The sequence below is a fragment of the Micromonospora sp. PTRAS2 genome (assembly GCF_054052245.1).
Map to the genome: position 1 here is coordinate 649,346 of NZ_JBSWBU010000002.1, position 22,908 is coordinate 672,253.

22 protein-coding genes and 1 tRNA gene are annotated in these 22,908 nt (G+C 71.9%); 12 read left to right on the forward strand and 11 right to left on the reverse strand.

The genetic code is table 11. The features are described 5' to 3' along the window. Both ACVMYR_RS08745 and ACVMYR_RS08750 read left to right on the forward strand, forming a co-directional pair. Complete coding sequence (locus ACVMYR_RS08745; RefSeq protein ID WP_457121520.1) at nt 1-1,626, forward strand: Swt1 family HEPN domain-containing protein; 1,626 nt, start codon at nt 1-3, stop codon at nt 1,624-1,626. Beyond that, entirely contained in the window at nt 1,589-3,385 is a 1,797-nt protein-coding gene (locus tag ACVMYR_RS08750) for a hypothetical protein (RefSeq protein WP_457121521.1), read from the forward strand. The genes ACVMYR_RS08745 and ACVMYR_RS08750 overlap by 38 nt, the downstream gene beginning before the upstream one ends. 112 nt (nt 3,386-3,497) lie before the next feature. On the opposite strand, the gene ACVMYR_RS08755 is transcribed toward ACVMYR_RS08750, so the two are convergent. Then, on the reverse strand, nt 3,498-3,686 hold the full coding sequence (locus ACVMYR_RS08755) for a DUF397 domain-containing protein (protein WP_457121522.1): 189 nt from the start codon (nt 3,684-3,686) through the stop codon (nt 3,498-3,500). After that, complete coding sequence (locus ACVMYR_RS08760) at nt 3,676-4,524, reverse strand: DUF5753 domain-containing protein (RefSeq protein WP_457121523.1); 849 nt, start codon at nt 4,522-4,524, stop codon at nt 3,676-3,678. The genes ACVMYR_RS08755 and ACVMYR_RS08760 overlap by 11 nt, the downstream gene beginning before the upstream one ends. A gap of 229 nt (nt 4,525-4,753) precedes the next feature. On the opposite strand from ACVMYR_RS08760, the gene ACVMYR_RS08765 reads away from it, so the two are divergent. Together ACVMYR_RS08765 and ACVMYR_RS08770 are read left to right on the forward strand one after the other, a co-directional pair. Continuing rightward, entirely contained in the window at nt 4,754-4,897 is a 144-nt protein-coding gene (locus tag ACVMYR_RS08765; RefSeq protein WP_199485977.1) for a hypothetical protein, read from the forward strand. Continuing rightward, nucleotides 4,894-6,117: a helix-turn-helix domain-containing protein gene (locus ACVMYR_RS08770; RefSeq protein ID WP_457121524.1), complete on the forward strand. Its 1,224-nt coding sequence runs from the start codon at nt 4,894-4,896 to the stop codon at nt 6,115-6,117. The genes ACVMYR_RS08765 and ACVMYR_RS08770 overlap by 4 nt, the downstream gene beginning before the upstream one ends. Before the next feature lie 104 nt (nt 6,118-6,221). Here ACVMYR_RS08770 and ACVMYR_RS08775 read toward each other — a convergent pair whose 3' ends face one another. The 4 genes from ACVMYR_RS08775 to ACVMYR_RS08790 form a co-directional block, all read right to left on the reverse strand. After that, a complete protein-coding gene (locus ACVMYR_RS08775) occupies nt 6,222-6,551 on the reverse strand; it encodes a helix-turn-helix domain-containing protein (protein ID WP_077936403.1) in 330 nt (109 codons plus the stop codon). Then, complete coding sequence (locus ACVMYR_RS08780) at nt 6,548-6,694, reverse strand: hypothetical protein (RefSeq protein ID WP_431892434.1); 147 nt, start codon at nt 6,692-6,694, stop codon at nt 6,548-6,550. Before ACVMYR_RS08780 ends, ACVMYR_RS08775 begins: the two co-directional genes overlap by 4 nt. A gap of 20 nt (nt 6,695-6,714) precedes the next feature. After that, a complete protein-coding gene (locus ACVMYR_RS08785; protein WP_457121525.1) occupies nt 6,715-7,983 on the reverse strand; it encodes a hypothetical protein in 1,269 nt (422 codons plus the stop codon). Between the two features lie 424 nt (nt 7,984-8,407). After that, nucleotides 8,408-9,073, reverse strand: a complete 666-nt coding sequence (locus tag ACVMYR_RS08790; protein WP_457121526.1) for a CGNR zinc finger domain-containing protein — start codon at nt 9,071-9,073, stop codon at nt 8,408-8,410. A gap of 136 nt (nt 9,074-9,209) precedes the next feature. Between ACVMYR_RS08790 and ACVMYR_RS08795 the strand changes: the two genes are divergently transcribed. Then, nucleotides 9,210-10,199 carry an EamA family transporter gene (locus ACVMYR_RS08795; protein ID WP_457121527.1) on the forward strand — a complete coding sequence of 330 codons (990 nt, stop codon included), beginning with the start codon at nt 9,210-9,212 and terminating at the stop codon, nt 10,197-10,199. 82 nt (nt 10,200-10,281) lie between these two features. Beyond that, a complete protein-coding gene (locus ACVMYR_RS08800) occupies nt 10,282-13,245 on the forward strand; it encodes an AfsR/SARP family transcriptional regulator (protein ID WP_077936399.1) in 2,964 nt (987 codons plus the stop codon). Nucleotides 13,246-13,342: 97 nt separating this feature from the next. Here the strand turns inward: ACVMYR_RS08800 and ACVMYR_RS08805 are convergent, their stop codons facing one another. Continuing rightward, a complete protein-coding gene (locus ACVMYR_RS08805) occupies nt 13,343-13,528 on the reverse strand; it encodes a hypothetical protein (protein WP_077936398.1) in 186 nt (61 codons plus the stop codon). Between the two features lie 225 nt (nt 13,529-13,753). On the opposite strand from ACVMYR_RS08805, the gene ACVMYR_RS08810 reads away from it, so the two are divergent. The 5 genes from ACVMYR_RS08810 (at nt 13,754) to ACVMYR_RS08830 (ending at nt 20,248) form a co-directional block, all read left to right on the forward strand. Beyond that, on the forward strand, nt 13,754-15,307 hold the full coding sequence (locus tag ACVMYR_RS08810) for a pyridoxal phosphate-dependent decarboxylase family protein (RefSeq protein ID WP_431892619.1): 1,554 nt from the start codon (nt 13,754-13,756) through the stop codon (nt 15,305-15,307). A 47-nt stretch (nt 15,308-15,354) separates the two neighbouring features. After that, nucleotides 15,355-16,779, forward strand: coding sequence for a stearoyl-CoA 9-desaturase (locus ACVMYR_RS08815; protein ID WP_457121528.1), 1,425 nt, complete (start codon nt 15,355-15,357; stop codon nt 16,777-16,779). A gap of 80 nt (nt 16,780-16,859) precedes the next feature. After that, complete coding sequence (locus ACVMYR_RS08820) at nt 16,860-17,429, forward strand: cobalamin-dependent protein (protein ID WP_431896289.1); 570 nt, start codon at nt 16,860-16,862, stop codon at nt 17,427-17,429. Beyond that, the gene (locus tag ACVMYR_RS08825) at nt 17,422-18,798 is read left to right on the forward strand and encodes a methylaspartate mutase (RefSeq protein WP_396789405.1); all 1,377 of its coding nucleotides are present in this window, start codon (nt 17,422-17,424) and stop codon (nt 18,796-18,798) included. The genes ACVMYR_RS08820 and ACVMYR_RS08825 overlap by 8 nt, the downstream gene beginning before the upstream one ends. A gap of 82 nt (nt 18,799-18,880) precedes the next feature. After that, complete coding sequence (locus tag ACVMYR_RS08830) at nt 18,881-20,248, forward strand: aminotransferase class III-fold pyridoxal phosphate-dependent enzyme (protein WP_457121529.1); 1,368 nt, start codon at nt 18,881-18,883, stop codon at nt 20,246-20,248. Between the two features lie 78 nt (nt 20,249-20,326). On the opposite strand, the gene ACVMYR_RS08835 is transcribed toward ACVMYR_RS08830, so the two are convergent. From ACVMYR_RS08835 to ACVMYR_RS08850, 4 genes are all read right to left on the reverse strand, one after another. Then, a complete protein-coding gene (locus tag ACVMYR_RS08835) occupies nt 20,327-20,743 on the reverse strand; it encodes a type II toxin-antitoxin system VapC family toxin (RefSeq protein ID WP_457121530.1) in 417 nt (138 codons plus the stop codon). Then, complete coding sequence (locus tag ACVMYR_RS08840; RefSeq protein WP_077936393.1) at nt 20,725-20,979, reverse strand: FitA-like ribbon-helix-helix domain-containing protein; 255 nt, start codon at nt 20,977-20,979, stop codon at nt 20,725-20,727. Before ACVMYR_RS08840 ends, ACVMYR_RS08835 begins: the two co-directional genes overlap by 19 nt. Before the next feature lie 95 nt (nt 20,980-21,074). Then, a tRNA-Ala gene (locus tag ACVMYR_RS08845) sits at nt 21,075-21,147 on the reverse strand. A gap of 91 nt (nt 21,148-21,238) precedes the next feature. Beyond that, the gene (locus ACVMYR_RS08850; RefSeq protein ID WP_043964045.1) at nt 21,239-21,829 is read right to left on the reverse strand and encodes a YqgE/AlgH family protein; all 591 of its coding nucleotides are present in this window, start codon (nt 21,827-21,829) and stop codon (nt 21,239-21,241) included. 239 nt (nt 21,830-22,068) lie between these two features. Here ACVMYR_RS08850 and ACVMYR_RS08855 point away from each other — a divergent pair, with 239 nt between their 5' ends. Continuing rightward, a complete protein-coding gene (locus ACVMYR_RS08855) occupies nt 22,069-22,872 on the forward strand; it encodes an S-methyl-5'-thioadenosine phosphorylase (RefSeq protein WP_457121531.1) in 804 nt (267 codons plus the stop codon). Nucleotides 22,873-22,908 lie beyond the last annotated feature (36 nt).

Sequence of the window (22,908 nt, forward strand, 5' to 3'; positions counted from 1 at the left end):
ATGGCGATATCGAACCGCGACCGCATCGGCCAGATGTTCGACGCGTTGTCTCCGGCGCTGAACGAGTTCATCACCCGGGTCGTCTCCCCCCACCTGCCAGAGGGCTCCGACTGGACACAGTTGGTCGCGCTCAAGGACGCCAAGAACGGGGTGTCGGGAAAGGCCTACTCGGCCGCCGATCCGCAGCTTCAGCTGCGCTTTCTGACTGAGAACATCCCGCACCAGGTAAAGCCCGGCTGGTTCCCGTTCGACGGGCAACTGTCGAAGCTTCAACAGTCCTACGCCAGCGAGTTGCGCGACGTGCGCAACGGCTGGGCGCACGGGGCCTCGTTCAGCAACGACGACGCCTATCGTGCACTGGACACCACCGAGCGGCTGCTGTCAGGAATTGGTGCCTCCGAGGCCGCCGCAGAGGTCGCCAAAATCAGGCTGAACCTGCGCCGGGTCACGGCGAAGAAGGACGACCGCCGCACGCTGAAGGCAGCCGCCGAGACAGCCGACTCCACGGGCCTGCGGCCGTGGCGCGAGGTGCTGCGACCGCACGACGACGTGGCGACCGGCAACTTCCAGGCCTCGGAGTTCGCCGCAGACCTGTTCAAGGTCGCCCAGGGGCATGCCGGCAACGACTACGCGGACCCGGTGCAGTTCTTCTCGCGCACCTACCTCACGGAGGGTCTGCGCGACCTGGTCGACCGTGCGGTCCGGAGGATGACCGGGGACGATAACGCTTCCCCGGTGATCAACCTGCAGACCAACTTCGGCGGCGGCAAGACCCACTCGATGCTGGCGCTCTGGCACCTGGCCGGCGGTACGCCGCTCGGGTCCTTCCCGCAGGACACGCAGGACCTGCTCGGGCCGCTGGGCTACGACACGGTCGAAGCCGCCCATCGGGTGGCCATCGTCGGCAATCACTTCGCTCCCACCGGTGAGACTAAGCCGGACGGCACCGAGGTGAGAACCGTGTGGGGCGAGCTCGCCTGGCAGCTCGGCGGTGCCGAGGCGTACGCGATGGTCGCCGACTCCGACAGGGCCGGCACGAACCCCGGCCGGGCCCTGCACGACCTGCTCGCGGCGTACTCGCCGGCGGTGATCCTCATCGACGAGTGGGTGGCCTATGCCCGGCAGTTGCCCGACCACCCCGAAGAGGCGACGGCGGCGGGCATCAAAGGCGGCACCTTCGACACCCAGTTCACCTTCGCCCAGTCGCTGACCGAGGCGGCCAAGGCGACCAGCGGAGTACTGCTGGCGATCTCGATTCCCGCCTCAGAGACGGGGAAGGACCCCAACGAGGTCGTCGCCGGCAACGCGGAGGAAGTCGGTGGCCGCCGTGGGCTTGAGGCGCTGCAGCGGTTGCAGAACGTGGTGCGCCGCGTCGCCGACCAGTGGCGTCCCGCCTCCTCCGACGAGGCATACCACATCGTCCGGCAGCGGCTCTTCGTCGTCCCCGACGCGAACGCTGGCCTCGATCGGTGCCACGGCCCGCGCCTTCGTCGAGTTCTATCGCAAGCACATCGACGAGTTCCCTCGCGAGGCCCGAGACGGCGCATACGAGGACCGAATCAAGCGCACCTACCCGATCCACCCGGAGTTGTTCGACCGGCTCTACGAGGACTGGTCGAGCCTTGAGCGCTTCCAGCGCACGCGTGGCGTGCTGCGCCTGATGAACACCGTCATCCACGCCCTGTGGGTGGGGGAAGACAACGGTCCTCTGATCATGCCCGGCTCGATCCCCCTCGCGACCTCTGCAGTCAACTCCGAGCTGACGCAGTACCTGCAGGACTCGTGGAAGGCGATCATCGACGCCGATGTCGACGGTCCGAACTCCGAGCCGACTAAGATCGACAACGAGAAGCCGCTGCTCCAGACCCGTCGGGTCACCAAGCGGTTGGCCCGGGCTATCTTTTTCGGCGCCGCGCCGACCATCGGCTCGGCACACAAGGGCCTGGAACGTCAGCGCGTCTTCCTCGGCACTGCAATTCCCGGTGACATCCCGGGCAACTTCCACTCCGCACTCGCGGCGCTCGGGGACCGGGCAACCTACTTCTACTCCGGGTCGGGCAAGTACTGGTACGACCTCCAGGCCAACATCACGCGTCGAGCGAAGGACCAGGCCGAACGGCTGCACGTCGAAGAGGTCTGGGCCGAGGTGCGTCACCGGCTCGCCGACCAGGCGCAGCGCCGCGGCGACTTCGCCGGTGTGCACATCTGCCCCGAAGACAACGGCGACATCCCCGACACCGACGAGGCACGGCTCGTCATCCTGCACCCCAAGGTCACCCACAAGAAGGGTAGCCAGGAGTCCAGTGCCATGACGTTCGCCCGGTCCGCGACCGATCACCGTGGGACCGCCCACCGGGTGCACCGCAACATGCTGGTCTTCCTCGCGGCCGACGTGAACCGCATGGAGGAGCTGGAATCGGCCGTACGGGACTACCTGGGGTGGTCACACGTGCTGAACAACGCCGACGAGCTCGACCTGACCCAGAACCAGAAGAACCAGGCGACGGACAAGAAGCGGCAGGCACAGGACACCGTCAACTCGCGGCTGCTGGGCGCCTACCACTGGGCACTCGTGCCGGAGGCGCCCGACCCCGGTTCACCGTTCGTCATCTCCGCGACGAAGGCGGAGGGACAGTCGACATCACTGGCTGAGCGGGTATCAAAGCGGCTCGGTGCCGATGGAGCGCTGGCGACCCAGCAGGCGGCTGCCGCCATCTCACTCTGGCTGCACCGCCTTCCGAAGCTGTGGGAGAACGGGCACGTCAGGGTCGGTGACCTGTGGCGTCAGTACACGACGTACCCGTACATGCCACGGTTGCGGGACAGGTCCGTGCTGGCTCGTGGCATCGCCGATCAGCCACTGCTGTGGCAGCAGGAAGGATTCGCTGTCGCGCTGTCCTTCGACGGTGAGCGTTACGAAGGACTCAAGCTACCTTCAGAAGGCGATTTCAGTCAGGTGACCGATGCGACGCTCCTGGTTAAGCCGGATGTGGCGCTCGCGCAGCGGCAGCGAGAGACACCGCCCGAGTCCGAGCCGGAGCCCGAGCCCGGGCATGATCAAGGGGCCGGGCCTGAGCAGGGTGCGACGCCGAATCCCGGGGGCAGGACCGATCCCGGTCATGGCCCGGGCCCGACTCCAAAGCCCAAGGTCGACTACTTCTTCGGCAGCAAGACCCTCGATGCAGCCCACTACGGCCTGGACTTCAAGAAGCTCATGGACGAGGTGATCCAACACCTGACGGCCTCGCCCGGCGTCAACCTGAAGGTCCGCGTGGAAATCGAGGCCGAAGCCGCCCATGGGTTCTCGGAGTTCCAGGTACGCACGATCTCGGAGAACAGCAATGCCCTGAAGTTCGATCAGGCAGGTTTCGAAGAAGATCACTAAAATCGCGGCTTGCCGCGCCGTCAGAGGGCTGGCGCGGCAAGCCGCCGGGACCAGGTGCTCGCGTTCCTGCAACCGTTGCCGCGCTCGGCCGCCTGACACCCATTGCTTCAGGTCAGGGGTTGCGGCCGTCCGTCTTGATGTCACCGACGAACGCCTCCCAGGCGGCAGCATCGAAGCTCAGCATGCCGGCTGCGGGGGCCTTTGAGTCGCGCACGTCGACCTGAAGGCCCCGGTCGCGCACCTCGACGCACTGGCCATTGCTGCCGGAACGGCTCGACTTGCGCCAGGCGTTACGCGCCATGCTCGCTCAACTCCCTGATGAACTTGACCGACTCGGCCGGCGAACGTGCCAACGTCCTCAGATTGTCGTACGCCGCCGACAGTCGCGCCAGGTCGCGGTTCGACTCAAGGAACAGCTCGCCGGCCAGGGTCTCGATGTAGCCCAACGGCGGCTCGTCCTGTTCGAAGGTGAGCAGGGCGAAGCCGCTGCTGTCCGCGAGATGGGCACCGGCTTCGAAGCGTAGGACCTGGATGGTCACGTTGGGCAGACGGCTCAACGTGACCAAGTAGTCAAGTTGCTCGCGCAGGACCTCCGGGCCGCCGACCTCCGTGCGCACCGCCGCCTCGGAGAGGATGGCGTGCAGCCGAAGCGGCGCGGGCTCGCGGTGCAACACCTTCTGGCGGGTCATCCGGGCGGCGACGCGTTGGTTGACGGTGTCCTTGTCGGACTCCCGTCCGATCATGTTGACCTCGCGGGCATAGCGCTCAGTTTGTAGCAGCCCCGGCACCAGCATCGGCTCGAAGTTCTTCAGCTCGGCGGCCTCTTCCTCATAGGCGATGTACGTCGCGTACCGGCCGCCGAGGCGCTGCCACCACCCTTCCTCACGCAGTTCGCGGGCCTGTTCGAGCAGCGACGTGGCGGGCTCCTCGTCGATCCTGATGCCGTACGCGACCAGCAGCTCCATGACGTCGCCCGCACGGGGCTTGATCTCGCCGGACTCGATCCGGCTGATCCGTGACGACGAGCAGCGGACTAGCTTCGCCGCGTCCTCGCCGGTCAGGCCCTTGGCATCCCGGAGTTTGCGCAGCTCCCGGCCGAGCCGGCGGGAGCGCGGTGTCGCTGGCGTGAATCGAGGCATGGCGTGATTCTGCCTCAGACCCGCTCACTCGTGTGCCCCGAGTCCGGTGCGCCTCGACGGTTGAGGACAAACAAGGACTTGCCACGCATCACTTGATGCGCAACTCTAGACACACACCGTTCGCGGATCGCTTCGCAGCGTGAAGTTCGCGGACAGGTCAAGCTGCACGGCCGGGCGCGGGCGTCGCAACGCTCGTTCCCCGGCTCCGTCAGAGGTGAGAGTGATCGTGATGTCCGAAGTCGTGTCGATCGTGTTCGGTGGGTTGGTGCCGGGATTCCTGCTCGGGTTGCTGGCCTTCCGGGTCAAGTCGCGGTGGTGTCCGCGCTGCGGGGAGTCCACGTTGGCCATGCCCCCGACGGAGCGGGAACGGTGACCCGGCCAACGCGGCGCGACGGCAACGAACCGCCGATCGGGCGACGGGTGGCGGAGCTGCGCGTCAGCCGGGGCATGAGCCAGCAGGTCTTCGCCGACCGGATCGGCCGGTCGAAGAGCTGGGTGGACAAGGTCGAGCGCGGCGTCCGTACCCTCGATCGGTTCTCGGTGATCGAGACGGTGGCCGCAACTCTCGGGGTCGCCCCGGCCGTCCTGCTCGGCGGCAGGGCCCAGCGGGGTTCGACCGCCTGCACCGACACCGGCAGCGCCGTGGAGCGGGTGCGCGAGGCGTTGGCGCGCTACGACGTACCCCGCATCGGCGGCGACGGCCAGCCGGCGTCGTCGCCGCGCCAGCGTGCCGACCAGATCGGGTACGCCTGGACGGCGTACCGCAACGGCCACCACGCCCAGGTGTTGCGGATGCTGCCCGACCTGCTCGCCGACGCCCGCGCGGCTGGCGACGCATCCGCCACCGACCTGCCGGTGCGGGTCTACCGGCTCGCCGCCCAGGTGCTGGTGAAGCTCGGCAAGGCCGACCTGGCCTGGCTGGCGGCCGACCGGGCGATGGGTGCCGCCGACGACGATCCACGGCTGGCCGGCCTGGCGGCGGTCTCCGTCGCCCAGGCGCTCCGGGCGCTACGCCAGGGCAAGCTGGCGATGGGTGCTGCCGCAGCCGCCGTGCACCGCCTCGACCTCGTGCGGTCCCGGGTCTTCCTGCCGGAGGAGCCTGCGCTGACGGGAACCCTGCTGACCGAGGCCGCTCTCGCCGCCGCCTCGTGCGGGGCCGTCGCCGCCGCTGCCGAGTTCACCGAGCGGGCGGCCCACCTCGCCGCCACCCACGGCGAGTGGCAGCACGACGACCACGACGGCATCGGGTTCGGCCCCACCACCGTCGAACTCACCCGCGCCCTGACCGCCATGCGCCTCGGCGACCACCATCGGGCCGTCGCCGCCCACCGGCGGGCCACCGGCGACGACGCCTGGCGTCAGCTCCCCGCCGAGCACCGGGCCGCCCACCTCGTCGACATCACCCGCGCCCACCTCGACCTCGGCGACCATGATGCCGCTGGCCGCGCCCTGGTCACCGCCGACGGCATCGCCCCGGCCGAGACCCGCCTCCGCCCCGCCGCCCACGCCGCGCTGACCGCCGTGCTCCGCGCCGGGCCCACCGCCGCCGACGTGGCCCGCCTCGCCGCCACCATCGGCCTGACCCGTCGGTGACCGTCGCTGCCGACAGTCTCGCCGGATCGCGGCTAACGATCCGATTCACCTGGCAGCGCGCTGCAGTCGAATCTCTCCGAACGCTCTGGGCGCCCTCGGGCCGATCAGGCGACCCGCAGAGTGAGCGGCCCTCTGGACACGACGATGGAAACCTCCGCGCCCAGCGTTTCGGCGTACGCACGCAGGGTGTCCAGGCTGTCGACCTGGCCGTGCTCAATCTGGGAGATTCTTGCCTGGCTCACCCCGAGGGCCACGGCCACCTCAGCCTGGGTGAGCCCAGCGGACTTTCGCATCTCGGCCAACTCATGGCCACGGGTCCGGCCGAGGTTCTCGGCGCGAATCGCGGCACGCTGCGTCTGTGCCTCGGCACTGGCAAGCCACGGCTCCTGGGCCGTCGCCTCAGCCCTCACATCGCTCCACCGACGGGCAGTCATGACGCCTCCCCACCCTTGCGCTCGGTCAGGTATTCCTCGTACCGCTCCTCCGCGACCGGGATGTTCTCCCGGTACCACTGACTCCACCGGCCCGCCTTGTCGCCGGCGACCAGGATCACAGCCTCCCGTTCGATGTCGAACACCTGGCGTGGGCCAGCCCCGATCACGCACCTTCACGCAGAGCCCGTCGCTCCCTCTGGGCAGGCAGCCGCTGCGTCAACTCCTGCCCCAGCGGCCACGACTGGTCGAGGATGGACTGAGCCATGCAGGCCAGGCCGAGGGCCAGGGGCCATGACGCTGATCCTCTGATCTCTTGCGGCAGCATGGCCAACGGCTTCTTCGGGTTCCATCTCGTGATCGGTGCCAGGTCGACCGCCAGCACCTCGGTGACGTAGGGGCGCTCGACGAGCCGGACAGCCCGATCGAGCACCTCGTCGCTGGTGAGTTGGAGCAGGGTGACCACGCAGAATTCCGGCATGGCACCCCGGCTGACCCACCGACCGTGTCCCACGATCGCGCTGACCTCGATGTCCTGCTCGCTGATGTGGCATTCCTCCCGCAACTCCCGCTCCGCACCGCGGCGGACGATGTCTCCGAGCGTCAGCCCGGTGCCATCCTGTGGCACGTCGCGGGGTTCAAGAGCGCCAGAGCCGGACGGGGCGATCCGGCCAGGGCTGCCCACGTTGTCCTTGGCTTGGGCCACGAGGATCAGTTGGCCGTCCGCCGTGAAGGCCAGCGAGGACACGCCGACAGTGTTGGCGAGTCGGCTACGCCGAAAGGTCAGCAGTTTCCCACCCTGGTCGAGGATCAACTCCCTTCCCCGCAGAAGCGGCAGTTTCCTACCCGTCCCCCATACGTCGAACGGAGCCAGCAAATTGCTGCAAAAGAAGTCGAAATAGCGGCCGGGCCTCAGCTTGACAGCCACTTCCTGGTCACCGGATGGCACATCGGAGGCCAGGCCGATGATGTCACCGTTGTACATGGCAGCGACGCGGGCACGACGCGCAAGAAAGTCGAACGACCAGATCCTGAGCTCGCGAGGGAGGCGATATGGTGAGGTTTCAAGCTCGGCCCTGACGGGCTGGTCACGGAGCCGCGCGCACTCTTTCGCCATGACCACGCCGACGTCGTGTGCGCTTTTGACGATGGTCCCCAGACTGCTGAGTTGACTTGACAGGTCGCTGTAGTCGTCGCCGTCCCGCGACTGAAACCGCACCAACCGGGCCCGGCGACGATTGGCACGGATTTCCAGCACGGAAACGAAACAGCCGGCAGTTGCCGCCAGCACGCTGACTGCAACAGGAGGGTTGTGGATAGCGGTGGCGGCGCCGAAGGAGGTCAGCGCAATTCCCGCAGTGGTGACCCGATAGCGCCACAGACTTCTACGCCAGATGCTCATCGTCGTCAAGACTTTCCTCGCAATTCCCAGCATCCGCGACTCTCCCCGGTGCGCCCTGACAGCGGCAGCCGCATTGTAGCTACGCGACGAAAGAACCTCTGGGGCATGACGTCCGTTTGAGGAGAGCGGAATGCATTTGTCACGATTGATAGAAATCGGAGTCACCGACTTCAGCATGTCGCCCTGTCAACGCCCAACAGGCGCCGGCGGTGACGTGCGGGCGAAAGAGCAGGCAGGAGGCCCTACGCGGACCCCGCAGCCGACCGCTGCCACAGGCTGGGCCGCCCCGCCCCTACCCCGCGATCTTGCACTTGCGGCCCCGACAAAAGGCACAACGCGCCCTACCAGGGGGCCACACCTGGAAGATCGTGGGCGAGAAAGGGAGATCTTGGAGCGAAATGGCCCCTCCAGGGGCCGAAACTTTCCAAGATCTACGGAATCTTCGCCTTTAGCCCGGTCAGGTGCGTGCGGTCGGGGCGGCGCGCTGCCGGGAACGGTGTTCGCGTACCTTGCGTCGGTTGCCGCACTCGGCCATCTGGCACCACACCCCCGTCCGGTTGCGGGCGTGGTCGTAGAAGACCCACCGGCAGTCCTCGGCCGGGCACATCTTCAGCCGACCCCAGGTGCCGTCGAGCGCGGCGACGGCCACCACGCCGAGCAGCCCGGCCAGCACCGCGTCGATGCCGGCACGCTCGGGGACGAACTGCGGCGTCGCCGCGTCGGCGAACCGCAGGTGTACGGGCAGCCGCGCGGCGACGCGGTTGAGCCGCTCCAGAGCCGCCGGGGCGGGGGCAGCAACCCCGGGGGCTACGGGCCCGAATGCGGCACCGGCGATGGTGTCGCGCAGCGCCTCGCGTAGCTCCACCGCCGCCCGCCGGTCCGCCTCGGTCAGCGCGGGCGGCTCACCAGGCCGGGGCAGCTCACCAGGTCGGGGCGAACCGTCCGGCGAGGGTAAGGCGTCCGGCCGGGGCGGCACGCCCGGGAACTCGGCCGAGAACCGCGCGGCGATCCAGCCGGCCAGTCCCTGGACAGTGTCGATTTCGTCGACGCCGCGCTCAAGGTCGAGCGTGTTGACGAAGGACCGGACGACCTCCAGCCGGCCAGGTGCCTCCTGGCGCTTCACCGTCCCACCTCCCACATCGTCCCATCCCACGTGTCGGTAACCATTCAAACAGTTTAGAGGTTACAGTCGGCATCGCACCGGGTACCACCGTCCGCAACCGGTCCGACACGCACGACGAACACGCCGAGGTGACTCCATGACGGCATCCGCCGACCTGACCCCCTCGTCCGCCGACGAGCGGGACGCCCACCCCGACGAGCGGGGCGCCCGCCCTGACCACGACGAGGAGGCACCCGACCCCGGCGCGCGGCGGCTCGGGCTGCTCGCCGTGTGCGTCGCCACCGCGCTGTGGGGCTTCGGCGGCACCGTCGCCAGCGACCTGTTCGACTCCGGGCTGCGCCCCGCCGAGCTGGTCGCCGCCCGCACCCTGATCAGCCTCGCCGGGCTCGGCCTGCTGCTCGCCCTGGCCCGCCGCCGCTCCGGCACGCCGAGGCGCACGGAGCCGATCGACTGGCCGCTGGTCGTCGCGTTCGGCCTGGCGATCGCCGTGGCCAACGCGTGCCTGTTCCTGGCCATCAGCCACCTGCCGGTCGCGGTCGCCATGGTGTTGCAGAATCTCGCCCCGGCGTTCGTGGTGGGGTGGCTGGTGGTGCTCGGCCGGTGCCGGCTCGGCGTCGCGATCGCCCTGGGGCTGGTCGTCGCCCTCGCCGGGGTGGCCCTGGTGGTGGAGCTGCCCACCACGCCGCTGGGCGAGGTGAACCTCCTCGGGGTCGGCTTCGGCATCGCCACCGCTGTCGGCGTGGCCGCCTTCTCGGTGCTGGGCAGCCGGGCCACCCGCAGGTACGGGGCGCTGCGCGCCAACACGTACGCGTTCGCCGTGTCCAGTGTGGCCTGGCTGCTCTACTTCGCCCCGCAGGGTGTGCCGGAGATCGTCGGGCGGCACGACCTGCTTCCCGGGATGCTCTTCGTCGCGATCCTGGGCACCCTCGCCCCCTTCGTGCTCTTCTCCTGGGGCACGGCCCGGGTCGGCCCGCACGCCGGTGCGGTGAACATCTGCCTGGAGCCGGTGTTCAGCGCGGTCCTCGCCTGGACCTGGCTCGGCCAGTCGCTCAACGCCGTGCAGATCGCGGGTGGCCTGCTGGTCATCGGCGCGGTGGTCCATCTGCAACGGCTCCGGGTCGGCTGAGGAGGCCGGTTACGCACCCACTGCGGCGGCAAGTACCCACTGTTAGCCTGAGTGGACACTCGGCGACGGTCAGGGGAAGGTCGTGCAGCTACGGGTCCTTGGGCCAATCGAGATCACCCACGAAGACCGCCGGCTCGACATTCCCGGGCTCCGCGCCCGCACGGTCCTCGCCATCCTCGCCGCCAACCGGGGCCGGGCGGTGCAGGTGGAGGATCTGATCGACACGGTGTGGGACGGCCGCCCCCCGTCCACCGCCCGCTCCCAGATCCAGATCTGCGTGTCGCAGCTCCGCCGTCTGCTGGCCGAGGTCGGCCGCAAGGACGCCCTGGAGACCCGCTTCGGCGGCTACCTGCTGCGATTGGCCCCCACGGAGCTGGACGCGGGGCGGTTCGAGCTGCTCGTCGCCGAGAGCCGACACCTCAGCGGCGAGGGCCAGGTGGCCGAGGCGGTCGCCCGGCTGCGGGCCGCCGACGCGCTCTGGTACGGCGCGACCCTGGCCGGCGTGCCCGGCGATCCGGTCGAGGCGTGGCGGCGAGGGCTCGACGAGCGGCGCGGCGCGGCCGTCGAGGAGCGGATCCGGCTGGAGCTGACGCTCGGCCGCCACGACGAGCTGGTCGGCGAGCTGGAGGCGCTGATCGCCCGGCATCCGCTGCGGGAACGGCTGCACGCCCACCTCATGCTCGCGCTCTACCGGGCCGACCGGCAGGCCGACGCGCTGAAGGCGTACCGGCGGGCGCGGGCGCTGTTCGTGGAGGAGCTCGGCATGGAGCCGAGCGCGGAGCTGGGCCGGCTGGAGCGGGCCATCCTGTCCCGCGCGCCTCAGCTCGACCTTCCGGCGGCGCCCGCCGCGTCTCCGGTCACGCCGTCCGTCGCCGCCACGGGGCCCGCGTCGCCGGGTGGGCATGGTCCGGACGTTCCGCACCAGCTGCCGGGGGACCTGGCGGACTTCACGGGCCGGCAGAAGCTCGTCGGCGAGATCCGCGACCTGCTGACCGCCGAGGCCGACCCGGGGCACCGGGGGTTCGCCCCGCTCGCGGTGATCACGGGCCCGGGCGGGGCGGGCAAGACCAGCCTGGCCGTGCACGTGGCGCATTCGCTGGTGGACCGGTTCCCCGACGGCCAGCTCTACGCCAACCTCGGCGGGCCGTCGCCCAGCCCGGAGCGCCCGGCGGAGGTGTTGGACCGCTTCCTGCGGGCGCTGGGCGTGGCCGGCCCGGCGATCCCCGACAACCTGACCGAGCGGATCGGGTTATACCGCAGCCGGCTCGCCGGGCGGCGGGTGCTGATCCTGCTGGACAATGCCGCCGACGAGACGCAGGTCGCGCCGCTGCTGCCGAACACGGCCGGCTGCGCGGTCATCGTGACCAGCCGGGCCCGGCTCGGCACCCTCGCCGGCTCGCACGAGGTCGACGTGGACGCCCTGACGCCGGAGCAGAGCGTGGCCCTGCTGCACCAGATCGTGGGCGACCGGATCGCTGCCGAGCCCCTGCAGGCCGACGAGCTGGCCCGGCTGTGCGGGTGGCTGCCGCTGGCGCTGCGCATCGCCGGTGCCCGCCTGGCCTCCCGGCCGCACTGGCGGGTGAGCCGCCTGGTGGACCGGCTGCGGGACCAGTCCCAGCTCCTCGACGAGCTGGTGCACCGCGACCTGTGCATCCGCACCACCATCGGGTTGAGCTACCACAGCCTGCCGGAGCGGTCCCGGCGGCTGCTGCGGCGGCTGGCGCTGCTCGACTGCGAGGACTTTCCGCTGTGGGTGACCGCGCCGCTGCTCGACGAGCCGCCGTCGGTGCTGGAGGACCTGCTGGAGCAGCTGGTCGACGTGCGGCTGCTGGAGGCGCACGGCCACCCGCAGAGCGGCTCGACCCGCTACCGGCTGCACGACCTCGTCCGGGTCTTCGCCCGCGAGCGCCTCCTGGCCGAGGAGCCGGCGCAGGAGCGCGGGTCGCTGGTGCGGCACGTGCTCGGCGCCTGGCTCGCCGTGGCCGAGGAGGCACACCGCCGGGAGTACGGGGGCGACTTCACCATCGTGCACGGCACCGCCGCCCGCTGGCCGGTGCCGCGTACGGTCACCGACGGGCTGCTCGGCCGGCCGATGGACTGGCTGGAGCTGGAGCGGCGCAACCTGGTCTCCGCCGTGCGGCAGGCCGACGCCCTCGGCCTCGACGAGCTGTGCTGGGATCTGGCGTTCACCCTCGTGACGCTCTTCGAGGCCCGCAGCTACTTCGACGAGTGGGCGGAGACCGCCGACCTCGCCCTGTCGGCGACCCGGCGCAGCGGCAACCGGCGCGGTGAGGGGATAACGCTGCACTCCCTCGGCGCGATGCACATGTTCCTGCGGGACCCGGGGCAGGCCGAGCGGATGTTCACCGCCGCGCTGCGGATCCTGCGTCCCCTCGGCGAGCGGCACGGGGTGGCGCTGGTGGAACGCAACCTCGCCTACCTCAACCGGCTGCGCGGCGACGACCGGGCGGCCCTGCGCGGGTACGAGGCGGCGCTGGCCGGGCTGGGCTCGGTCGGTGACCTGGTGGGCCGGGCACACGTGCTGGTGAGCATCGCGGGGATCCGGCTGGAGCAGGGCGATCCGGCCGCCGCACAGGCCCTGTTGGGCGAGGCGCTCACCATCTGCCGGGACGCGGGGGCCCGGCGGGTCGAGGCGCAGGTGCTGCACCGGCTCGGGGAGCTGTATCTGCGCTCCGGCGAGCTGCGCCGCGCCGAGGAGTCGTTCCAGGGCACGCTCGACATCGTGCGGGCCGCCTCCGACCGCACGGGCGAGGCGTACGCCCTGCACGGTCTCGGTGTCGTGTACGGCCGCGACGGGCGGCTCGCGAAGGCGCGGGCGATGCTGACCCGGGCCCGGCAGATCGCCGGTCAGGTCGTCGAGCGGGTGGTGGAGGCGCAGGCGCTGTACGAGCTGTCCCAGTTGCCCGACCGGGACCGGGCGGAGGCGGCGGACCAGCTTCGCCGGGCGGCGGACATCTTCGGAGAGTTGCAGGCGCGGGTGTGGCACGCCCGCGCGCTGCGCGCCCTGGCGGACGTGTCCGGGTAGACCCGGCACGGGGCGGGGCCGCCCCCGTCCCACCGGCGGCCCCGCCCCGGCCCCACCGCACGGGCCCGCCCGTCTCACCGGGCGGGCCCGTGCGGTCTCACCGCCGTGGTTGGTGGGCGGGCGGCGCTCCCCAGCCGGTCTCGTCCATCGGTGCGACGGTGTCCCCGGCCGGGGCGCCCCAGCCGGTCTCCGGCACCAGGTCGGGTGTCGCGGCGGTGCCGTGACCGGCGGGCACCGCGACGGCGAGGACGGCGGTAGTCGTCGCCAGCAGCAGGCGGATCATCGGTTACCTCCACGGGGATGGGTGCGGATCGCGTCTGTCACCTGTGTCCCCGGCCGGCTATCGAAGTCCTATTCCCGGGCTAACCGATCTGCGGGCCGCGCCGCCCCGCCCGCCGGATAGCCGGACCATAGCCGGCCGAAGGGCAGCCGGGGATTTCCTCCGACGTCAGCCGCCACCGCCGACGTGGCGAACGGAGCCGGAGTCGAGGAGACCGCAGTGACGATCATGCAAGAGAGCACCCCGATGGAGACGGTCGCGGACGGTTCGGCCGCCCGTCAGGTGGTGGACGCCGTGCTGCCGCCGGCCGGCAGCCTCGCAGGGCTGGACCACGTGCAGGCGCTGACCGCGGTGGCGCTGGAGACCCTGCGGGAGGTGACCCTGGACCGGCCCGGCCCGGTGACCGCCGGTGGTCCGGCGGCGGTGCGGGAGGCCGCCCGGCGTTCCCTCGGCGGGCCGCTGCTGCCGGCGGAGCCGGGCTATCCCCTGGAGACGTTCCGCCGGTTCGTGCGCGACTACGCCACCTGGTCGGTCGACGTCAGCCACCCGGCCGCGGTGGCCCGCATGCAGTGCCCGCCCACCCCGGTCGCCGCCGCCGCCGAGCTGGTGGTGGGCATCCTGAACCAGTCCCTGCACGCCTGGGAGAGCGGCCCGTACGCCCTCGAACTGGAGCGCTACGTCATCCGCGAGCTGGGCGAGCTGGTCGGCTACGGACCGGACGCGGGCGGCACCATCACCGCGGGCGGCAGCATCTCCAACCTGATGGCCGTGCTGGCGGCCCGCGACCGGGTGCTGGCGCAGCGGTGCGGGTGGCGGCCCTTCGCGCAGGGCCTCACGGGGCTCGACAAGCGGCCGGTGGTGCTGGCCACCGACGCCACCCACTTCTCCATCGGCCGGGCGGTGGGCATGGTCGGCCTGGGCGAGGACATGATCGTCCGGGTGCCGTCCGACGAGCTGGGGCGGCTCCTGCCGGAGGAGCTGGAGCGCACGCTGGCGGGCCTGCCGGAGGACGTGGTCCCGGTGGCGGCGATCGCCTGTGTCGGCGCGACCGACCAGGGCTGGGTCGACGACGTGGCGGCGCTGGCGGAGGTGACCCGCCGGCACGGCGTGTGGCTGCACGCCGACGCCGCGTACGGCGGCGGGGCCCTGTTCTCCCCCCGGCTGCGCCCCCGGCTGGACGGCATCGCCGAGGCCGACTCGGTGACGCTCGACCTGCACAAGTTCGGCTGGACGTCGGCCACCTCCGGCATCTTCCTGGTGCGCGACGCGAGCGTCATGACGCCGCTGGCGCAGCAGACCACCACGCTGAACGCCGACGACGACGCCGAGGCCGGCTTCATCGGCCTGTACGGCAACTCGGTGCAGGCGACCCGCCGCGCGGAAGCCTTCAAGATCGCCGTCACGATGAACGCGCTGGGCCGCGACGGGATGGCCGCGATGGTGGACGGCTGCCACGACCTCGCCCTCCACGCCGCCGACCGGGTCGAGGCGGAGCCGGCCCTGGAGCTGGCCGCCCGGCCGTCCATGAGCACGGTGCTGCTGCGCTACCGCCACGACGGCGACGCCGACGCCTTCAACGGCGAGCTGCGGCGGCAGCTCATGACCCGGGGCGTCACGCTGCTGGCCCGCACCCGGGTGCGCCGGCCCGACGGGTCGTCCCCGGTCTTCCTCAAGCTGATGCTGCTCAACCCGGCCACGACCACCGACGAGTTGGACCGCGTCATCGACGACATCCTCGCCACCGCCGCCGACCTGGAGCGGTCGGCGCGGGCGAGCCGCTAGCGCGGCGGGCCCTCCCGCCGCCCCGAGCAGAGAGAAACAGGGGAGAAATGACTACCATCGACGCCTCTGCGCGGCCCGCCGACCCGGACGGTGCCGTCGTCACCGCGCCGCAGCGCACCGTCGCCACGCAACCGCACGGGCCCGCCGGCACCGCGCCGCACCGCACCCGCACCGCCACCGGCGAACCGCACCAGCCGACCGTCACCGCGCCCCGCCGCCCCGGAACCCGGGCCGGCGGGCCGGCGGGGGCCGACCAGCGACCCGGCCGGCTGACGGTCGCCGAGCGGGACACGCGCGACTCGGCCGACAACAGCGTCCGCGACTCGATGCGGCGGCTGCCCGGCTTCGCCCAGCTCCCGCTGACCTTCCTCACCGGCCGGCCGCACACGGGGCAGCGGCCGCTGCGGCTGACCCCGACCGTCCACCTGGTCACCGCGACCGTGTCCGTCGGCGTCGGCCTGGCGGCCACCGGGGTCGCCCTGGCCCTGTCGGGCTGGTGGCTCGCGCTGCTCGTGCCCGGCTGGGCGAGCACCCTGCACGGCGCGCGCAACCTGCGCATGATGGTGTTCCACCAGTGCGCCCACCGCAACATGTGGGCCCGCAAGCGGCCGGACCAGATCCTCGGCAAGATCGTCGCCGGGGTGCTGATGGTGCAGCACTTCGAGCGCTACAGCGCCGAGCACGTGGCCGACCACCACGCGCTGCACCACATGACGCTGCGCGACCCGACCGTGCAGGCGTTCCTGGTCAGCCTGCGGCTGCGCCCCGGGATGACCCGCCGGCAGATGTGGCGGCGGGTGCTGGGCCGGCTCGCCTCGCCGGTGTTCCACGCCCGGTTCCTCTGGGCCCGGATCCGCTCCTACAGCCACGCCGCCAGCCGCACCGAGCGGGTGATCACCGCCACCGGGTACGCCACCGTCGCCGCACTCGCCACGGTCGCCCACGCCTGGCCCCTGGTGCTGGTCGGCTGGGTGCTGCCGATGACCGTGTTCTTCCAGATCAGCAACACCCTGCGGCTCTGCGTCAAGCACACGTTCCCGGCCCCCTGGCAGACCCAGCGCCGCGGCAAGGCGTACTTCGCCAGCCTCACCAACGCCATCTTCATCGGCGAGCCCGCCCCGGCGAGCTCCCTGCGGGGCGGGCCCGCGGTGCGCGCCTGGGCCCGCTGGTGGACCCGGATGCTGCTGGTCCACTTCCCCTCCCGCTACCTGGTGCTCACCGGCGACACCGTCTGCCACGACTTCCACCACCGCCGCCCGATGAGCCGGGACTGGGCCAACTACATCTTCGCCCGGCAGGCCGACATCGACGGCGGGCACCGGGGCTGGCCCCCATACCGGGAGATCTGGGGCCTGATCCCCGCGATCAACCTGGTCTTCGACTCGCTGGCCGAGGCCGACCCGGACGAGTTCGACCCGCAGCGCCTCGCGGAGACCAGCGACCGCGAGCTGTTCGCCGCCTTCGACGACTGACCGGCCGCGCGGCGGGGCCGGCGCGGCCCCGCCGCCCACCACCCACGACACGAGGGCCCGACGGCCCGGACGGGAGCATCATGGACACCACGCGACACCTCGTCATCCTCGGCGTGGCGGGCAGCGACGCACACGCCGTGGCCAACCACCTGATCGCGATGCACCTGCGCGAGCACGGCTTCGACGTGGTCAACCTCGGCGTCTGCACGCCGCTGACCGAGTTCGCCGACGCCGTCGACGCGCACCCCGAGGCGGAGGCGGTCATCATCGGCAGCCTCAACGGGCACGCGTACGCGGACCTGCGGGACCTGCCGGCGCTGCGGGCCGCCGGACGGCTCGCCCGCCCGGTGGTCCTCGGCGGGAACCTCTCGGTCGGCAGCCACAAGGCCGACGACGTGCACGACCGGCTGCGGGCCCTCGGCGTCGACCACATCCTGGAGAACCCCTACGAGCTGCCGCTGGTGCTGGACCTGCTGCGCGCGTCCGCGCCCGGCGCGACCCGGCGCGCGAAGAAGCGCAACGCCCGGTCCAGGACCGGCACGCGGGCGGCTCACCTGCAGGGCGCCGGCACCCGGGCCGCCCACCAGGGCACCGGCACGCGGACGGCCGGCCAGCGGGAGCCCCGGACGGCGGTGGGCAGCCGTGGCTGACTGGGCCGACCTGCACCTGGCGGACACCACCGTCGACGGCCTGCCGTCCTGGGCGGAGACCGTGGCACACCTGCGGGACAGCGGGGCGCCGACCGCCGTGGCGGCGCTGCGGGCGGCCCGGCGCGCCGGCCGGCCGATCGTGCAGCCCCGCTGCGGCGTCGGGTCGCACGACGCGATGATCGAGCTGCTGCGTTCGCTCGCGCCCGCCGGTCCGGGCATGCTGACCGTGACGATCGACTCGTTCACCCGGCTGCGGCAGTTCGACCACGCCGCCCGAGTGCTGCGGGAGAACCCCGCCGACCTCAACGGCTATCCCCTGGTGGCGCACGGCTGGCAACGCGGCCGGGAGCTGGTCGCCACCGTCGACGTGCCGCTGGAGATCCGGCACGGCTCGCCCGACCCCCGGGACCTGTTCGCCGTGTCGCTCGCCGCCGGCTTCACCTCCTTCGAGGGCGGCGGGATCGGCTACAACATCCCGTACTGCAAGGACGTCCCGCTGGCCACGTCGCTGGAGTGCTGGCGGCAGGTCGACGCGGTCTGCGGCCGGCTCGCCGAGGCGGGCGTGCTCGTCGACCGGGAGCTGTTCGGCACCCTCACCGCCGTGCTGGTGCCGCCGTCGACCAGCCTCGCCGTCACCCTGCTGGAGGCCCGCGCCGCCGTGGCGCAGGGGGTGCGCTGCCTGTCGATTGCCTACCCGCAGGGCGGGGAGGTGCACCAGGACGTCGCCGCCCTGCGGTCGATCCGCGAGCTGGCCGCGCGGTACCTGCCGGCGGACGTCGAGGTCTACCCGGTGCTGCACGAGTTCATGGGCGTCTTCCCGCGCGACCGCCGGGCCGCCGACGCGCTCGTCCTCTACGGCGGCCTGGTCGCCCGGCTCGGCGGCGCCGACAAGGTGATCAACAAGACCAACCAGGAGGCGTACGGGATCCCGGACGCCGCCGCCAACGCGACCGGTATCCACACCACCCTGCTCGGCGGCTCCGCGCTGCTCGACTTCGTCCGCCTCGACACCGACCGGGTCGCCGAGGAGATGCACTGGCTGCAGCGCGAGGTCGCCGAGCTGGTCGATCCGGTGCTCGACGGCGACGACCTGGCCGGCGCGATCGTGGCGGCGTTCGACGCCGGCCGGCTCGACGTGCCGTTCAGCGCCAGCGTCCACGCCCGCTCGGAGGTCGTACCCGGCCGGGACCGCACCGGGGCGATCCGCTACCGGGAGGCCGGCAACCTGCCCTTCTCCGCCGAGGTGCGGCGGCGCAACGCCGACCTGCTGCGCCACGGGGCGGGCGACCCCGGCCGGTTCATCGAGACGGTCAGCGCCGACATCGACTACTTCCTGCACCACGAGCGGGCGTTCCCGGTGCCGGCCTGAGTGCCCCGCCCGTCGATCGCCCTCCCCCGAATCCCGCACCCGAAGGCCCTCCCGAAGCCCGAAAGCCCGAAAGGACAGCACGATGCACTCTCCGAACCAGCAGCCGGACCCGGGCGCGGCGGCAGCCGTCCGGGCGGCCGACCGGGCCCACGTCTTCCACTCCTGGTCGGCGCAGGCGCACATCGACCCCCTGCCGGTGGCCCGCGGGGAGGGTGTGCACTTCTGGGACTACGACGGCAACCGCTACCTGGACTTCTCGTCGCAGTTCGTCAACCTCAACATCGGCCACGCCCACCCCCGGGTGGTCGAGGCGATCCAGCGGCAGGCCGCCCGGTTGTGCACCATCGCCCCGCACTTCGCCAACGACCAGCGCTCCGAGGCGGCCCGGCTGATCGCCGAGCACGCGCCGGGCGACCTGAACCGGGTGTTCTTCACCAACGGTGGCACGGAGTCCAACGAGCACGCGGTGCGGATGGCCCGGCTGGTGACCGGGCGGCCCAAGGTGCTCAGCGCCTACCGGTCGTACCACGGCGCCACGCACACGGCGATGCACCTGACCGGCGACCCGCGCCGGTGGCCCACCGACACCGGCACCGCCGGGGTGGTCCGCTTCTTCGGGCCGTACCCGTACCGGTCGGCGTTCCACGCCGAGACCGCCGAGCAGGAGTGCGCGCGGGCGCTGGAGCACCTGGAGCAGGTCATCCAGTTCGAGGGGCCGACGACCATCGCCGCCGTGCTGATCGAGACCATCGTCGGCACCAACGGCATCCTGGTGCCCCCGGACGGCTACCTGCCCGGCGTCCGGGCCATCTGCGACCGGTACGGCATCCTGCTGATCACCGACGAGGTGATGACCGGCTTCGGCCGGACCGGGGCGTGGTTCGGGGTGGACAACTGGGGCGTCGTGCCCGACCTGATCACCTTCGCCAAGGGCGTCAACTCCGGATACGTCCCGCTCGGCGGCGTGATCATCTCCGACCGGGTCGCCGCCGAGTTCGCCGACCGCCCCTACCCCGGCGGCCTGACCTACTCCGGTCACCCGCTGGCCTGCGCCGCCGCCGTGGCGACGATCCGGGCCATGGAGGACGAGGAGATCGTCGAGCACGCCGCCTGGCTCGGCGAGCACGTCCTGGGCCCCCGGCTGCGCAAGATGGCCGAGTCGCATCCGAGCATCGGCGAGGTGCGAGGGCTCGGCGCGTTCTGGGCGGTGGAGCTGGTCCGGGACCGGCGGACCCGGGAGATGCTGGTGCCGTTCGCCCCCACCCCGGCCCAGGCCGCGCCGATGAACGAGCTGGCGGCGGCCTGCCGCCGGCGGGGCCTGTGGCCGTTCACCCACTTCAACCGGGTGCACGTGGTGCCACCCTGCGTCATCTCCGAGCAGGACGCCCAGCGGGGGCTGGACATCCTCGACGAGGCGCTGGAGGTCGCCGACCGCTACGTCGAGGGCTGACCGGCACGGACAGCCCGGGGCGGTCCACGGCACCGCCCCGGGCACCGCTGGCTGGTCGACGACGCTCGGGGCGCCGGGTCAGGTGGCGGTGAGCAGCCTGATCTCGCAACGGACGCCGCCGGCCTTGGCGAGCCGGCCGTCACCGGTCACCAGCGGACAGGCCATCAATTCCGCCGCGGCGACATACGCGGCGTCGTAGGCGGTGACATTGACCCGCAACTGCCACATCCGGTCGAGCAGCGACGAAAGGCCGATCTCATCGATGATCAGCGTGGGCAAGGCGTCGACGGCCTCCTGGGCGCGGGCCAGGCCGAGCTTCCCGCCGAGGACCTTGCCCCGGATCACCGACACGACCTCGACCAGAAGATGGCCAGGCGCGGCCCAGTGCGGATCCGCCGCCAGTGCCGCCCGGGCCGCATCGCCTACCGGCCCGTCGTCCACCAGGGCATCGGCCAGGGCCGACGCTTCCACGACGATCACGCGGCACTGCCCCACGGTCCGCGTTGTTCCCGTTGGCCGGTCAGCTCGTCGGCGCTCTCTCCCGGCAGGGAACGAGCACCATCCGACCGACCAGCGAAGCGATCGAGGACTGCGGTGTTACGCAGACGCCGGGCCTGCGTCTCCACCAATTCGAGCAGGAACGCCTGGAGTGACTGCCCGCGTGCCCTGGCCTGGGCCGCCAAGGCGTCTCGCACGTCTTCCGGCACGTCCCGAATCTGGAGAGCGACCATGCATTCATTATGCATGCAGACTGCTCATGCCCTGGCGGGAAGAAAAGAAAGCGGCACAGCCTAATAGGCTGCGCCGCTGACCTGCCGTTCAAGGGTGGAGCCGAGGGGACTCGAACCCCTGACCCCCACACTGCCAGTGTGGTGCGCTACCAGCTGCGCCACGGCCCCTTGCTGCTCGCCCCCGGTGTCCCGGGCACGGAGAGAACTATACACACGCCCGCCCGCATGGTCATCTCGCGGGGCCCCTCCCCCGCGCGCGTCAGTTGAGCGCCACGTCGGGCGGGAAGTGGGCGACGGCGGCCATCATCCCGCCCTGCCGACGCAGCACCATCGGCCACAGGTCGTCGGGGCGGTCGACGAACGCGTCGCCGGGCAGCGCGTCCAGGACGAACCAGGACCCGTCCTCGATCTCCTGCTCCAGCTGGCCCGCGCCCCAGCCCGAGTAGCCGGCGAAGACCCGGATGCCGCCGATGCTCTCCCGCATCCGCTCCGGGTCCACGGAGAGGTCGATCGTGCCCACCGCGCCGGAGACCTGGTGGAAGCCCCGCAGCCGCTTGACGGGGTTGCGCATCCGGGCCAGGCAGATGGCCGAGTCGGGTTGGACGGGACCGCCCTCGAACAGCACCGCCGGCTCCCGCGCCAGGTCGCTCCAGTCGCCGAGGACGTCGGCGACCGGCACCTCCGTGGCCCGGTTGAGCACCACGCCGAGCGCGCCGCCCGGCTCGTGGGCCACGAGCAGCACCACCGTGCGGTCGAAGTTCGGGTCCTTGAGCGTGGGGGTCGCGACCAGCAGCCGTCCGGTCATCGAGTCCATCGCCCGCCCGCCGATCGCCTGGTCCTCTCCCTGCATGTCGGACATCCGTCAGCCGCGCGCCGGGACGCGGAGAAGGCACCCCGGGACGGCGACGCCGCCGGGCCGGGCGGAACCGACGTCGTGGCCGGCATGGGGGGTGGCCTGCCCGACCCGGTCGGCACGGGACGCCGGGCTCATCCGTGCTGTCAACGCCATGCCTGGCACCATAGCCTGCGCCCGGGGCGCTGGCTAAGGTCTGACCGGTGGGTGATCGAGTGGGATCGAAGGGGGCGACGATGGGTCCGACGGCGGACATCGCGGTCATCGGCGGTTCGGGGCTCTACGCCCTGCTGGAGGGCGCGACCGAGCACCGGGTCCAGACGCCGTACGGCGAGCCATCGGACCCGGTCACGATCGCCGAGGTGGACGGCCGGCGGGTGGCGTTCCTGCCCCGGCACGGGCGCGACCACCGGCACCCGCCGCACCTGATCCCGTACCGGGCGAACCTGTGGGCGCTGCGGGCGCTCGGGGTGCGGCAGGTCCTCGCCCCGTGCGCGGTCGGCGGGCTCCGCCCCGAGCTGGGGCCGGGCACGTTCGTGGTGCCGGACCAGTTGATCGACCGCACCAGCGGGCGGGTGCAGACCTACTACGACCGGGGCGCGGTGCACGTGGCCTTCGGCGACCCGTACTGCCCGGTGGGGCGGCGGACGCTGCTGGGCGCGGCGGCGGGCCGCGGCGTGCCGGCCGTCGACGGCGGGACGATGGTGGTCGTGGAGGGGCCACGCTTCTCCACCCGGGCGGAGTCGCGCTGGTTCACCGCGATCGGCGGGGCGGTGGTCAACATGACGGGGCACCCGGAGGCGGTGCTCGCCCGCGAGCTGGCCCTCTGCTACACCCCGATCGCGCTGGTCACCGACCTCGACGCGGGGGTGGAGGCGGGCGAGTCGGTCACCCAGGAGGAGGTCTTCCGGGTCTTCGCCGAGAACACCGACCGGCTGCGCGGGGTGCTGCTGGACGCCGTCGCCGCCCTGCCGGCCGGGCGGGACTGCCCGTGCGGGCGGGCGCTGGACGGGATCAAGCTGCCCTTCGCCCTCCCGTGAGCCCGGCCGGGCTCATGGCAGGGCGAATCGCCCGGT

Excerpts from the sequence above, each read along its gene's own strand:
- ACVMYR_RS08745 (WP_457121520.1), top strand. The coding sequence starts at position 1 with ATGGCGATATCGAACCGCGACCGCATCGGCCAGATGTTCGACGCGTTG.
- ACVMYR_RS08755 (WP_457121522.1), bottom strand. The coding sequence starts at position 3,686 with ATGGCGCGTAACGCCTGGCGCAAGTCGAGCCGTTCCGGCAGCAATGGC.
- ACVMYR_RS08760 (WP_457121523.1), bottom strand. The coding sequence starts at position 4,524 with ATGCCTCGATTCACGCCAGCGACACCGCGCTCCCGCCGGCTCGGCCGG.
- ACVMYR_RS08765 (WP_199485977.1), top strand. The coding sequence starts at position 4,754 with ATGTCCGAAGTCGTGTCGATCGTGTTCGGTGGGTTGGTGCCGGGATTC.
- ACVMYR_RS08775 (WP_077936403.1), bottom strand. The coding sequence starts at position 6,551 with ATGACTGCCCGTCGGTGGAGCGATGTGAGGGCTGAGGCGACGGCCCAG.
- ACVMYR_RS08785 (WP_457121525.1), bottom strand. The coding sequence starts at position 7,983 with ATGCTGGGAATTGCGAGGAAAGTCTTGACGACGATGAGCATCTGGCGT.
- ACVMYR_RS08795 (WP_457121527.1), top strand. The coding sequence starts at position 9,210 with ATGACGGCATCCGCCGACCTGACCCCCTCGTCCGCCGACGAGCGGGAC.
- ACVMYR_RS08805 (WP_077936398.1), bottom strand. The coding sequence starts at position 13,528 with ATGATCCGCCTGCTGCTGGCGACGACTACCGCCGTCCTCGCCGTCGCG.
- ACVMYR_RS08810 (WP_431892619.1), top strand. The coding sequence starts at position 13,754 with ATGCAAGAGAGCACCCCGATGGAGACGGTCGCGGACGGTTCGGCCGCC.
- ACVMYR_RS08815 (WP_457121528.1), top strand. The coding sequence starts at position 15,355 with ATGACTACCATCGACGCCTCTGCGCGGCCCGCCGACCCGGACGGTGCC.
- ACVMYR_RS08820 (WP_431896289.1), top strand. The coding sequence starts at position 16,860 with ATGGACACCACGCGACACCTCGTCATCCTCGGCGTGGCGGGCAGCGAC.
- ACVMYR_RS08830 (WP_457121529.1), top strand. The coding sequence starts at position 18,881 with ATGCACTCTCCGAACCAGCAGCCGGACCCGGGCGCGGCGGCAGCCGTC.
- ACVMYR_RS08840 (WP_077936393.1), bottom strand. The coding sequence starts at position 20,979 with ATGGTCGCTCTCCAGATTCGGGACGTGCCGGAAGACGTGCGAGACGCC.
- ACVMYR_RS08850 (WP_043964045.1), bottom strand. The coding sequence starts at position 21,829 with ATGCAGGGAGAGGACCAGGCGATCGGCGGGCGGGCGATGGACTCGATG.
- ACVMYR_RS08855 (WP_457121531.1), top strand. The coding sequence starts at position 22,069 with ATGGGTCCGACGGCGGACATCGCGGTCATCGGCGGTTCGGGGCTCTAC.